Here is a 12,037-nt window from a genome sequence, read left to right as displayed (position 1 = left end):
AACTTAACAGACGCAGAAAAAGCTAAAGTAGCAGACGAAGTTAAGAAAGCTAACCCAACAGCGAAAGATGTTGAAGTAGGTAAAGATGGAACAGCAACTGTAACCTTCCCAGACGGATCAACAGCAGTAATCCCAGCGGATAAGTCTGTTAAGAAATCAGATGGTTTAGTAGCAGTTAGTCCAGCTGCTAACCAAGATTCACCTGCTCAAGCACCAGCTAAGAAAGCAGGAGCGAAAGAATTGCCAAATACTGGTACAGAACAATCTAACGCTTCACTTGCTTTAGCACTTCTTGCAGCAGCGACAGGCGGACTCCTCTTCGCTAAAAAACGTGAGGAAGAAGAGTAAACCAATACTCTAATAAAGAAAAGCTGAGAATCTTAATTCTATAAATTTTCTAGAAAAGAATATCAAAGAAAATAGTTCTCAGTACAAAAAAGCTAGAGATTCCCAATTGTGGAACTCTAGCTTTTTAATTATATGATTTTCGGTCCGTCTTGCTCCGTTCAATAGTAAGTAACGTAACCGCCCAATAACGAAGTATATTGAAAAATCTCCAGACTAGAGAACTCACTGATAGTTCCTAATCCGGAGATTTCTTATTTGCACTTTTCTTGTACAACTTTAGTCTATGGTAAATAAGCCTCTAAAACCTCTTTGTTTACGAGAGTTTCCTCGTTTGGAAGATATTCTAGAAGATAGGATAGATATTTCTCGCTATTTAATTGGTGACGTTTAGCTGTTTCCAACAACCTCATAATAATAGCTGTTGCTTTAGCTCCTTCAAAACTTTGAGAAAACAACCACCCTCGCTGTTTAAAACTGAGCTCAGGCTAAAAGAGTCCCCTGGACTCTTTTACTCCGTCCCATAACCAATGATTTAATGGCGCGTTCAGGTGTTAGAGCTTTAACATCCTTTTCTGTACTTGGCCAAGTCAGTTTTCAGTTCTCAAAGCGTTTATAAAGTAACCAAAATCCTTGACCATCCTAGTAAAGGGCTTTAAAGCGGTCTTTACGTCCACCACAAAAGAGAAAGACTTGACCTGAAAAGGGATTTAATTCCAATTGACTTTTAACTACATAGGCTAAGGAGTCTATTCCCTGCCTCATATCTGTCTTGCCACAAACAAGGTGAACTTGACCTAAATCGTTTGTTTAGTTGAATTATTATAGTACAATACCTTTCCTCCGATAACTATTTTTATCTAGTATACCGGAAGTTGGGGAAATAGGATAGATACCTTGTTATGACGCGCTTACCTTATACTATCCTAAAATCAAAAAACATCTTATAATAGTAGTAGACTTCCTGCGAAACTAAAATCCTAGTTCACGGTTGATAATGCCAGCAATCAAATTCATTCGTAATCCAAACCGTTTGCGTCGATTTCGATAGGTTGTTGAAAACATTTTAAACATTTTTACTTTGGCAAAAATATTTTCAACCTTGATTCTCTCTTTAGATAGCGCATGGTTATAGGCTTTATCTTCAAGAGTTAGTGGCTTCAGTTTACTTGATTTTCTCGGAGTTTGAGTTTGTGAATACATCTTCATGAGTCCTTGATAACCACTGTCAGCCAAGATTTTACCAGTTTGTTCGATATTTCTGCGACTCATTTTGAACAATTTCATATCGTGGCAATAGTTCACAGCGATATCCAATGAAACAATTCTCCCTTGGCTTGTGACAATCGCTTGAGCCTTCATAGCATGATATTTCTTTTTACCAGAATAATTAGCTAGTTGATTTTTTTAGGACGATTGATTTTTACCTATGTTGCATCCACAATCACCGTATCCTCAGCACTAAGATGAGTTTTTGAAATCGTAAAAGCACTTTGAATAAGAGTTGCTTCAACCCATTGACTCCGACGGATTAAGTTGCTTTCGTGAATGCCAAAATCAGCCGCAATTTGTTCATAAGTACGGTATTCTCGCATGTATTGAAGAGTAGCCATGAGGAGATCTTCTAAGCTTAACTTAGAGGTTCGTCCACCTTTTGCGTGTTTACGTTGATAAGCTGTTTTTAACACAGCTAACATCTCTTCAAAAGTAGTGAGCTGAACACCAACAAGGCGTTTAAATCGTGCATCAGTTAATGGTTTACTTGATTCATAATTCATAGTTTTATTGTATCATATTTTGTTTTGCAGGAAGTCTATTAAGGGAAGTCCCCAATATCTTTGAATCATTAGAGTGCTTTTTTAAAACTAAATGACTATAAAATGGAATATAAAAAGACAGATTCTAGGAATCTATTAAATTAAAAATACAGAAATCATAGATTTTGAAAAATAATTGAAATATTTTAGATTGCAGGCTTAATATAAAATAAAAAACTAGCCATGAAAATAGTAGTAGCTACTAGATTCTATGACTAGTTGTAGAGTTTAAGGTTTTGACTTTATAATTTTAGTTTGTTTAGATAGGGATAGGAGTGTTTCGTCACTTAATTTAGAATCAGTGATAATAGTATCGATATCTGAAATGTTGTAAAATGTAAAGAAATCAAACTTATCAAATTTGCTATGGTCAGCTAGGAGATACTTTTTATTGGCGTTTTCTAGTGCTAATTTCTGTGCTTCACCTTCGTCTTCACTAAAAGTAGCGATAGCATGATCCTTGATACCATTACAACTAACGAAGGCTTTTGAAAATTGCAAACTAGCGATATCTTGAAGGGTTAAAGTACCTACAAATGCTCCAGTAATTGAACGATAATTACCACCGATTAGAATGAGATCAGTTAGCTTACGCTCGTTTAGAATGAGAAATACAGGCAAACTATTGGTAACAACACGAATGTTATCGATAGGAAGTTCACGCGCAAAGAATTCTAATGTGGTACCTGGACCAATGAAAATAGTTTCTCTTTCTTCAACTAAGTGACCTGCAAAGCGAGCAATTTCTTGTTTTTCTGCTGTTTGTAGCCCTTGTTTTTCAACGTTAGAACGCTCATTATTTAATAAGGAACCTGTTCGAAGTTTTTCAGCTCCTCCATGAACTCGAACCAGTAAATCCTTATCCGCTAACTCTTGTAAATATCGTCTAGCTGTCATATCGGAAATATCAAGGCGATTCATAATCTCTTTAACAGTGATAGTTCCTTTTGTATTAACAATTTCTAAAATAGTATCTAATTTTTCTTGCTTCAGCATTGAACCACCCCCAAATCTAATATTATTTTATCATATTTTAAACAGCTAAGCAACTTAAAGAAAACAAAAATAAACAAAAAAAAACATCTGGTTTGTAATTAAACTTAGATGTTTTTTTAGGTTAGGTATTAATTTAGTCCATAGTTATAGTCATCATCCTGCATAGCTTCAACTTCACCAAGTAGATAGCCATTACCAACTTGAGAGAAGAAGTCGTGGTTTGATGTACCAGTTGAAATCCCGTTCATAACGATTGGGTTGACATCGTCCGCTGAGTCAGGGAAGAGAGGATCTTGCCCCAAATTCATAAGAGCCTTATTTGCATTGTAGCGAAGGAAGGTTTTAACCTCTTCGGTCCATCCGACTTCGTCATAGAGGCTCTCTGTGTAGCCTTCTTCATTCTCATAAAGAGTATAGAGAAGGTCGTACATCCATTCTTTGAGTTTTTCTTGCTCTTCTTCAGGCAATTCATTGAAACCGAGTTGGAATTTGTAGCCAATGTAGGTTCCATGAACTGATTCATCACGAATGATGAGCTTAATGATCTCAGCTACGTTGGCCAACTTGTTATTTCCAAGATAGTAGAGTGGAGTGAAGAAACCAGAGTAGAAGAGGAAGGTTTCAAGGAAAACACTAGCTACTTTCTTTTCAAGTGGCGTTCCGTTTAGGTAGATTTCATTGATGATTTCAGCTTTTTTCTGAAGATATGGATTGGTGTTGGTCCATTCGAAAATCTCTTCGATTTCTGACTTAGTATTCAAGGTAGAAAAGATAGAGGAGTAAGACTTAGCATGAACAGATTCCATAAATTGGATATTGTTAAAAACAGCTTCCTCGTGAGGTGTACGAATATCAGCACGAAGAGCCTGGACACCAGTTTCTGATTGCATGGTATCAAGAAGGGTCAAACCTCCAAAAACTTTACCGACAAGGTCTTTTTCCTTGTTAGAAAGCTTTCTCCAGTCATCTAAGTCGTTTGACAAAGGGATGCGCGTATCGAGCCAGAACTGCTCAGTCAGTTTTTCCCAGGTTGATTTATCGATGACATCTTCGATGGCATTCCAGTTAATGGCTTTGTAGTAAGTTTTCATTTGAAATCTCTTTCTGTGTGTAGTAATGCGATAACATAATCATTCTTATTTTATCATAATTCTATGCTATAATCGAACAAAAAGTCGGATGCCCGACTTTTATGTTCTTACATGATTTTATCAGCAAAATACGTTTAATGGATTGAGTGAATGTAATACTTTTGAGAGATGACTTAAATCACACAGCTCTCGCATTGGTTAGCACCGACTTCTCCACCATCATCGGTAAAGGTACGGACGTAGTAGATAGACTTGATACCTTTGTTGAAGGCATAGTTACGAAGGATAGACAAGTCACGTGTTGTTTGTTTGTTTTCTTTCTTCCATTCGTAAAGGCCTGTTGGAATATCACTACGCATGAAGAGTGTGAGTGAAAGTCCTTGGTCCACGTGCTCAGTCGCAGCAGCATAAACATCAATGACCTTACGCATATCCATGTCATAAGCAGAAGTGTAGTAAGGAATTGTTTCTGTTGACAAACCAGCAGCGGGATAGTAGATCTTACCAATTTTCTTCTCTTGGCGTTCTTCGATACGTTGCGTAATTGGGTGAATAGAAGCAGAAACATCGTTGATGTAGCTGATAGAACCATTTGGCGCTACAGCAAGGCGGTTTTGGTGGTAAAGCCCATCTGCTTTAACTTTATCACGAAGTTCAGCCCAGTCAGCAGCAGTAGGAATAAAGATATCTTTGAAGAGTTCTTTAACACGGTCTGATTTTGGAAGAAATTCGTCAGTCAAATACTTATCAAAGTAGCTTCCGTTAGCATAGTCTGATTTTTCAAAGTTGTGGAAGGTAACACCACGTTCATGTGCGATATTGTTTGACTCAACCAAGGTCCAGTAGTTCATAAGCATGAAGTAGATGCTTGTGAATTCAACAGACTCAGGTGATCCGTATTCGATCAATTGTTGAGCAAGATAACTGTGAAGTCCCATAGCTCCAAGTCCAAAGGTGTGAGCTTGGCTGTTTCCGTGGTCGATAGTAGGAACAGCGACGATGTGTGAACTATCTGTAACGAAGGTCAAGGCACGTACCATTGCACGGATAGAGCGACCAAAGTCCGGTGAAGTCATCATGTTGACCACGTTTGTTGAACCAAGGTTACATGAGACATCAGTACCCATTTTTAGGAATTCCTGAGCATCATTGATAAGACTTGGTTCTTGGACTTGAAGAATCTCTGAACACAAGTTACTCATGATGATCTTACCATCGACAGGATTTGCACGGTTAGCTGTATCAATGTTGACCACATAAGGATAACCAGATTCTTGTTGCAATTTAGAGATTTCAGTTTCCAAATCACGCGCCTTGATTTTTGTCTTACGGATATTTGGATTTGCAACCAATTCATCGTATTTTTCTGTAATGTCGATGTAGTTAAATGGCACGCCGTATTCAAGCTCTACAGAGTAAGGGCTGAATAGGTACATTTCCTCATTCTTACGTGCTAATTCGTAGAATTTATCTGGTACCACAACACCAAGTGAAAGGGTCTTAACACGAACTTTTTCATCTGCGTTTTCTTTCTTAGTTGAAAGGAAGGCGATAATATCTGGGTGAAAGACATTGAGGTAAACAACACCGGCACCTTGACGTTGACCCAATTGGTTTGAGTAAGAGAAGCTATCTTCAAAAAGCTTCATAACAGGTACGACACCAGAAGCGGCACCCTCGTATCCTTTAATAGGAGCTCCAGCTTCACGAAGGTTGCTGAGGGAAATTCCCACGCCACCACCGATACGTGAAAGTTGAAGAGCTGAGTTGATAGAACGTCCGATAGAGTTCATATCATCGGTTACCTGGATCAAGAAGCAAGATACCAACTCACCACGACGCGCACGGCCTGCATTCAAGAAAGAAGGAGTAGCAGGTTGATAACGTTGGTGGATGATTTCATTGGCGATATCAATAGCAATCGCTTCATCACCATCAGCAAAGTAAAGGGCGTTAAAGAAGACGCGGTCTTCCATGCTTTCAAGATAGTATTCCCCATCATTAGTTTTCAAAGCATACTGATTATAGAATTTATAGGCAGCCATGAAAGACTTAAATTGGAAGTTTTGATCCTTGATAAATTGATGCAGTTCTTCCAAAAATTCTGGACAGTATTTCTTGATAAATGCTGTCTCAATGTAGTTATGCTCAATGAGGAAGTTGATTTTATCCGTAATTGAGTTGAAAACCATTGTATTTGGTACAACATTTTCTTTAAAGAAGGCTTCAAGAGCTTCCTTGTCTTTGTGAAGCATGATTTGTCCATTCACAGGACGGTTAATTTCGTTATTAAGACGGAAGTAAGTCACATCTTCAAGTTGTTTTAATCCCATAAAAAATCCTTTATCTAATTACAAAAGAAAGGCTTCTAAGATAGACATAGAAGCTTTTGTCTTGATTCTTAAGCAAGTTGTTTGAGTTTACCTGGTTGGAAACCAGAGAAAACCTCTGTTGGTGTCTGAATGATAGGAGCGGCACTAAAGCCAAGCTCTTTTACTTGATCAATGTATTCAGGCTGTTCATCAAGATTGATTTCTTTATATTCAACATTATTACTGTCTAAAAAACGTTTCGTCATTTTACATTGGACACAGTTGTTTTTAGAATATACGGTTACCATTTCTGTAACTCCTCTTTAAAAAATTATTACTTTCTTAGTATATCAGAAAAAAAAACTTTGTCAACTTTCTAAAACTAAATCTTGTGTACTTATTTTACTGATTTTACTAACAAACACAATATATAGTGTAGTATTGAAAAATAATTACAGAAAAAGCAATGATTTCATTATAGGTGTCTCGACAAAAACTACATACTGTGTTTTGCTAAATTTAATAGAAGATTTTCAGCAAGTTATCTGAAAGGAAATTGAAGAAAGTCCATAAAATACTTGAAAAATATCAATGAAGGTGATATAATACTAAATTGTAAGGGTTATCAGATATGTAACTCAACAAGAAAACTATTAAAGGAGAGTCAAACTATGGCTTCTAAAGATTTCCACGTAGTGGCAGAAACAGGTATTCACGCACGTCCAGCAACATTGTTGGTACAAACAGCTAGCAAATTTGCTTCAGATATCACTCTTGAGTACAAAGGTAAATCAGTTAACCTTAAATCTATCATGGGTGTAATGAGCCTTGGTGTTGGTCAAGGTGCTGACGTTACAATCACTGCTGAAGGTGCAGACGCTGATGACGCTATCGCTGCAATCTCAGAAACAATGGAAAAAGAAGGATTGGCATAAGGAAATGACAGAAATGCTTAAAGGAATCGCAGCATCTGACGGTGTTGCAGTTGCAAAAGCATATCTACTCGTTCAACCGGATTTATCATTCGAGACTGTTACAGTCGAAGATACAAATGCAGAAGAGGCTCGTTTGGATGTTGCTCTTGAAGCTTCTCAAAACGAGCTTTCTCTTATCCGCGAGAAGGCTGTAGGTACGCTTGGTGAAGAAGCGGCACAAGTATTTGACGCCCACTTGATGGTTCTTGCTGACCCTGAATTGATTGGTCAAATCAAAGAAACTATCCGTGCTAAGAAAGTGAATGCAGAAGCGGGTCTGAAAGAAGTTACAGACATGTTTATCACAATCTTTGAAGGCATGGAAGACAACCCATACATGCAAGAACGTGCAGCAGATATCCGCGACGTAACAAAACGTGTATTGGCTAACCTCCTTGGTAAAAAATTGCCAAACCCAGCTTCTATCAATGAAGAAGTGATCGTGATTGCTCACGACTTGACTCCATCTGATACAGCTCAATTAGACAAAAACTTTGTAAAAGCTTTTGTAACAAACATTGGTGGTCGTACAAGTCACTCAGCTATCATGGCTCGTACACTTGAAATCGCTGCAGTTTTGGGTACAAATAATATCACTGAAATCGTCAAAGATGGTGACCTACTTGCCGTTAATGGTATTACAGGTGAAGTGATTATCAACCCGACTGAAGAACAAGCGGCTGAATTTAAAGCAGCTGGTGAAGCTTACGCTCAACAAAAAGCTGAATGGGCACTTTTGAAGGATGCTCAAACTGTTACTGCTGATGGTAAACACTTCGAATTGGCAGCAAACATTGGTACTCCAAAAGACGTTGAAGGTGTTAATGACAACGGTGCAGAAGCTGTAGGTCTTTACCGTACAGAGTTCTTGTACATGGATTCTCAAGACTTCCCAACTGAAGATGAGCAGTACGAAGCATACAAGGCTGTCCTTGAAGGAATGAACGGTAAACCAGTTGTTGTCCGTACAATGGATATCGGTGGTGACAAGGAACTTCCTTACTTCGATATGCCTCATGAAATGAACCCATTCCTTGGATTCCGTGCTCTTCGTATCTCTATCTCTGAAACTGGAGACGCAATGTTCCGCACTCAAATCCGTGCTCTTCTTCGTGCTTCTGTACACGGTCAATTGCGTATCATGTTCCCAATGGTTGCGCTTTTGAAAGAATTCCGTGCAGCTAAAGCAGTCTTCGATGAAGAAAAAGCTAACCTTCTTGCTGAAGGTGTTGCAGTTGCGGATGACATCCAAGTTGGTATCATGATCGAAATTCCTGCAGCAGCTATGCTTGCAGACCAATTTGCAAAAGAAGTTGACTTCTTCTCAATTGGTACAAACGACTTGATCCAATACACAATGGCGGCAGACCGTATGAACGAACAAGTTTCATACCTTTACCAACCATACAACCCATCAATCCTTCGTTTGATCAACAACGTTATCAAAGCAGCTCACGCTGAAGGTAAATGGGCTGGTATGTGTGGTGAAATGGCTGGTGACCAAACAGCTGTTCCACTTCTTGTCGGAATGGGCTTGGATGAGTTCTCTATGTCAGCAACATCTGTACTTCGTACACGTAGCTTGATGAAGAAACTCGACACTGCTAAAATGCAAGAATACGCTAACCGTGCTCTTACTGAATGTTCAACAATGGAAGAAGTTCTTGAACTTTCTAAAGAATACGTTAACTTCGATTAATCAATTACAAATCCTTGTAGCTTCTAGCTATGAGGATTTTTTCTTCTATTTTGTAGAAAACTCCATCTGTAAAATTTATCAAAAATATGGTAAAATAGACAAGGGAAAATACAAGGAGGCTACAATGCAAAATAGACCAATCATTATCGGAGTAACAGGGGGATCTGGAGGAGGAAAGACAAGCGTATCTAAAGCAATCTTATCGCATTTTCCAAACGAGAAAATAGCTATGATTGAGCATGATTCCTACTATAAAGATCAATCACATCTAACCTTTGAAGAACGTATCAAGACCAACTATGACCACCCTTTTGCTTTTGATACTGATTTGATGATTGCGCAAATCAAAGAGTTGTTGGCAGGACGTCCAGTTGATATTCCTACCTACGACTATGCTGCCCATACCAGAAGTTCTAAAACCTATCGTCAAGAACCCCAAGATGTCTTTATCGTAGAAGGAATCTTGGTTTTGGAGGACAAACGTCTTCGTGATTTGATGGATATCAAGATTTTCGTAGATACAGATGATGATGTCCGTATTATTCGTCGTATTAAGCGTGATATGGAAGAGCGTGGTCGTAGTTTAGACAGCGTCATTGACCAGTATCTTGGTGTAGTAAAACCCATGTATCATCAATTTATCGAGCCAACAAAGCGTTATGCAGATATCGTTATTCCAGAAGGAGTGACCAACACAGTAGCTATTGATTTGCTGACGACAAAAATTGAAAAGATTTTAGAAGAAGCACGTCTTGCCCAATAATAAGCAGATAAAAAGGCTGTGGGAAAGTAAAGATTTTATCAAGTTTGAACCTTTTTCTCATATCCGTGAATTTTTACAATCATGCTTTTAGATAGTCTCGTCAAAGGGACTTTTAGAAGTCTGTAATCTTAATTAAATACAGAGTCAGTTACTTAGGTCAAATAAAAATCGAGGCCGGGATTTTCCCGACCTCTTATTTTTTGATTTTTTCAAGTCTCGGAACAATAACTAGGGTCAGTATTGCTGAGATTATGAGTTCTGCAATAGAATTTGTTGAGATAACAGTAGCTAATAGTTTTTGGATATTTCCGTCAAAAACATTTCCAAAGAGGAAGAAGATTCCGCCTAGTACAAATACAGTATTTGTGAGGGAACCGAGTGCTCCAGCGAAGATAAGCCCCGCCTTGTTTTTGAGGAGTTTATAGACAAAGTACGGAGTTAAACCAATAAGGATGCGTGGTACAATCGCAATAACTAGGGAGTAGATGTTACCGTTTGGTACAAATGGAGAGAAGAGGTAGCTAGTTGGGAGAATAGTGATCGTATTGACAGTCAAGCTAATCATCCCCATCAAGAAACCTAAGATGGCCCCAATCCGTGGTCCGTAGATGATACTAGCAATGATGACTGGAATATGGACAATGGTTGGTTTAATTGGAAATGGCAAGACATTAAAGACAATAGAGCTCAGCAAATGAATGACAATCATGCTGGCAAAAAAGATAGCAATAGGAGCAATATTAGAGCGTTTGTTCATGAAGTTTTTCCTTTATCTGTTGTAAAATAGTATCAAGATCAGCAAGAGCACCACGTCCTACATCGCCACAGGCCAGTAGGGACTCTTTTGGAGCAATAATTGTATAACCATAAGTTTCTAAAGTTTTTAAGTTTGTTTGAGTTGCTGGATGGTCATACATTTTGGTATTCATAGCAGGTGCTACTAGTTTTGGAACATAGTTTGGCAAGGCAAGAGCTGTAGCAGTTACCATATTATCAGCCAAACCGTGCGCGACTTTCGCAATCGTATTAGCGGTCGCAGGGGCAAGGATAAACAAGTCTGTTTTTTTGCCAAGCTCGATATGATTGACTTTATCAGGATAAGGTTCCTGCATAAGATCGAGATGTACGGTATTTTGAGATAAGACTTGAAGGGTTAAAGGTTGAATAAAGGCAGTCGCAGCCTGGGTCATAAGTACAGTAACAGAATGCCCTTGTTTCTTCAAGCCACTTACCAAATCAGCAGCTTTGTAAGAGGCGATAGAGCCTGTCACAGCGAGTGTAATACGAGCCATAATTTTCCTTTCTAACGATCAAATCCCTGAATTTTTTCCACTAACAAGTCAGCAATTTCTTGTTTGCTAGCAGCAATCTGATAATCTTTTTCTTCTACTAGGTAAGCCAGGTGTTGATCAGCATTAATCTGAGTGAGGTCATTAGCGACAATCAAGTCAGCTTGATTCTTTTTAAGACTTTCTCTAGCGATTTGAATCAGATGCTCCTTGGTAACATCAACAAGCAGTTTAAAGCCGATGAGATGAATACTGGGGTTCCAATCTTTGACAAGAGAAATAATTTTAGGATTTTTCTTGAGAAATAGGACTTGCACCTCATCCTTAGAGGAGATCTTTGTTTCCATATTTTTCTTATGCAAAAACTCACTTAAATCTTGGCTTGCTTGGACTTGGTCAAGATCAGTCATGTAAACAGGACTATAGTCAGAGACTGCCATGGAATGAATCAAAACTTGATAATCAGGAACAATCCGTTTCATCTCTCGAAGTAAATCGGAAGTGTTTTTGATTTCAATGATGGATAAATTTGAGTGTGGTGCTGGTTTTAACGCTTGTTGCGTAGTAATCAGACAGACCTGATGCCCAGCCTTTAGTAAAGCCTCAGTTATAACTTTACCAAGTCTACCAGTAGAGTGGTTGGTAATGGAGCGAACTCGATCTATTGCTTCGCTTGTACCACCAGATGTAACTAAAATTTTCATAGAACTATTGTACAAAAAAATGAGCAGTAAGTAAAATGAAAGCGATA

Annotated in this window: 11 protein-coding genes and 3 pseudogenes; 4 read left to right on the top strand and 10 right to left on the bottom strand. The window is 38.4% G+C overall.

Features of this window, described 5'->3' with window-relative positions; genetic code table 11:
• Positions 1 to 348: LPXTG cell wall anchor domain-containing protein (locus tag QM928_RS03730; protein WP_414321989.1), on the top strand; the 348-nt coding region annotated here is incomplete at its 5' end.
• Between the two features lie 281 nt (positions 349 to 629).
• Here the strand turns inward: QM928_RS03730 and QM928_RS03725 are convergent.
• The 7 genes and pseudogenes from QM928_RS03725 to nrdH all read right to left on the bottom strand — a co-directional run.
• Positions 630 to 815: pseudogene (locus tag QM928_RS03725) on the bottom strand (IS66 family transposase); the annotation flags it as partial.
• Positions 816 to 987: 172 nt separating this feature from the next.
• A pseudogene (gene tnpB / locus QM928_RS03720) lies at positions 988 to 1,128 on the bottom strand (IS66 family insertion sequence element accessory protein TnpB); the annotation flags it as partial.
• A 189-nt stretch (positions 1,129 to 1,317) separates the two neighbouring features.
• A pseudogene (locus tag QM928_RS03715) lies at positions 1,318 to 2,123 on the bottom strand (IS5 family transposase).
• Between the two features lie 267 nt (positions 2,124 to 2,390).
• Complete coding sequence (locus QM928_RS03710; RefSeq protein ID WP_223140922.1) at positions 2,391 to 3,158, bottom strand: DeoR/GlpR family DNA-binding transcription regulator; 768 nt, start codon at positions 3,156 to 3,158, stop codon at positions 2,391 to 2,393.
• 128 nt (positions 3,159 to 3,286) lie between these two features.
• Positions 3,287 to 4,249 carry a class 1b ribonucleoside-diphosphate reductase subunit beta gene (gene nrdF, locus QM928_RS03705; protein ID WP_075231309.1) on the bottom strand — a complete coding sequence of 321 codons (963 nt, stop codon included), beginning with the start codon at positions 4,247 to 4,249 and terminating at the stop codon, positions 3,287 to 3,289.
• Positions 4,250 to 4,422: 173 nt separating this feature from the next.
• Positions 4,423 to 6,582: a class 1b ribonucleoside-diphosphate reductase subunit alpha gene (gene nrdE, locus QM928_RS03700; protein WP_414294481.1), complete on the bottom strand. Its 2,160-nt coding sequence runs from the start codon at positions 6,580 to 6,582 to the stop codon at positions 4,423 to 4,425.
• A gap of 68 nt (positions 6,583 to 6,650) precedes the next feature.
• A complete protein-coding gene (nrdH, locus tag QM928_RS03695) occupies positions 6,651 to 6,869 on the bottom strand; it encodes a glutaredoxin-like protein NrdH (RefSeq protein WP_000259242.1) in 219 nt (72 codons plus the stop codon).
• 363 nt (positions 6,870 to 7,232) lie between these two features.
• Here nrdH and QM928_RS03690 point away from each other — a divergent pair, with 363 nt between their 5' ends.
• The 3 genes from QM928_RS03690 (at position 7,233) to udk (ending at position 9,997) form a co-directional block, all read left to right on the top strand.
• Complete coding sequence (locus tag QM928_RS03690) at positions 7,233 to 7,496, top strand: phosphocarrier protein HPr (RefSeq protein ID WP_000146952.1); 264 nt, start codon at positions 7,233 to 7,235, stop codon at positions 7,494 to 7,496.
• 4 nt (positions 7,497 to 7,500) lie between these two features.
• Positions 7,501 to 9,234 carry a phosphoenolpyruvate--protein phosphotransferase gene (gene ptsP, locus QM928_RS03685; protein WP_025171271.1) on the top strand — a complete coding sequence of 578 codons (1,734 nt, stop codon included), beginning with the start codon at positions 7,501 to 7,503 and terminating at the stop codon, positions 9,232 to 9,234.
• 124 nt (positions 9,235 to 9,358) lie between these two features.
• Positions 9,359 to 9,997: a uridine kinase gene (gene udk, locus QM928_RS03680; RefSeq protein ID WP_004253618.1), complete on the top strand. Its 639-nt coding sequence runs from the start codon at positions 9,359 to 9,361 to the stop codon at positions 9,995 to 9,997.
• Between the two features lie 193 nt (positions 9,998 to 10,190).
• Here the strand turns inward: udk and QM928_RS03675 are convergent, their stop codons facing one another.
• From QM928_RS03675 to QM928_RS03665, 3 genes are read right to left on the bottom strand one after another with little or no spacing between them, the layout of a single operon-like run.
• Positions 10,191 to 10,754 (bottom strand): ECF transporter S component, encoded by a 564-nt coding sequence (locus QM928_RS03675; protein ID WP_001042711.1) that lies wholly within the window; start codon positions 10,752 to 10,754, stop codon positions 10,191 to 10,193.
• Entirely contained in the window at positions 10,738 to 11,289 is a 552-nt protein-coding gene (gene coaC, locus QM928_RS03670) for a phosphopantothenoylcysteine decarboxylase (protein ID WP_414294482.1), read from the bottom strand. The genes QM928_RS03675 and coaC overlap by 17 nt, the downstream gene beginning before the upstream one ends.
• A gap of 11 nt (positions 11,290 to 11,300) precedes the next feature.
• Positions 11,301 to 11,990, bottom strand: a complete 690-nt coding sequence (locus QM928_RS03665) for a phosphopantothenate--cysteine ligase (protein WP_414294483.1) — start codon at positions 11,988 to 11,990, stop codon at positions 11,301 to 11,303.
• Positions 11,991 to 12,037: the final 47 nt, after the last annotated feature.

The organism is Streptococcus infantis (assembly GCF_047460405.1).
Lineage (GTDB): Bacteria > Bacillota > Bacilli > Lactobacillales > Streptococcaceae > Streptococcus > Streptococcus infantis_Q.
This window is presented reverse-complemented; position numbering and strand designations above follow the sequence as displayed.

Excerpts from the sequence above, each read along its gene's own strand:
- udk (WP_004253618.1), top strand. The coding sequence starts at position 9,359 with ATGCAAAATAGACCAATCATTATCGGAGTAACAGGGGGATCTGGAGGA.
- QM928_RS03665 (WP_414294483.1), bottom strand. The coding sequence starts at position 11,990 with ATGAAAATTTTAGTTACATCTGGTGGTACAAGCGAAGCAATAGATCGA.
- QM928_RS03710 (WP_223140922.1), bottom strand. The coding sequence starts at position 3,158 with ATGCTGAAGCAAGAAAAATTAGATACTATTTTAGAAATTGTTAATACA.
- nrdE (WP_414294481.1), bottom strand. The coding sequence starts at position 6,582 with ATGGGATTAAAACAACTTGAAGATGTGACTTACTTCCGTCTTAATAAC.
- nrdF (WP_075231309.1), bottom strand. The coding sequence starts at position 4,249 with ATGAAAACTTACTACAAAGCCATTAACTGGAATGCCATCGAAGATGTC.
- QM928_RS03675 (WP_001042711.1), bottom strand. The coding sequence starts at position 10,754 with ATGAACAAACGCTCTAATATTGCTCCTATTGCTATCTTTTTTGCCAGC.
- nrdH (WP_000259242.1), bottom strand. The coding sequence starts at position 6,869 with ATGGTAACCGTATATTCTAAAAACAACTGTGTCCAATGTAAAATGACG.
- coaC (WP_414294482.1), bottom strand. The coding sequence starts at position 11,289 with ATGGCTCGTATTACACTCGCTGTGACAGGCTCTATCGCCTCTTACAAA.
- QM928_RS03690 (WP_000146952.1), top strand. The coding sequence starts at position 7,233 with ATGGCTTCTAAAGATTTCCACGTAGTGGCAGAAACAGGTATTCACGCA.
- ptsP (WP_025171271.1), top strand. The coding sequence starts at position 7,501 with ATGACAGAAATGCTTAAAGGAATCGCAGCATCTGACGGTGTTGCAGTT.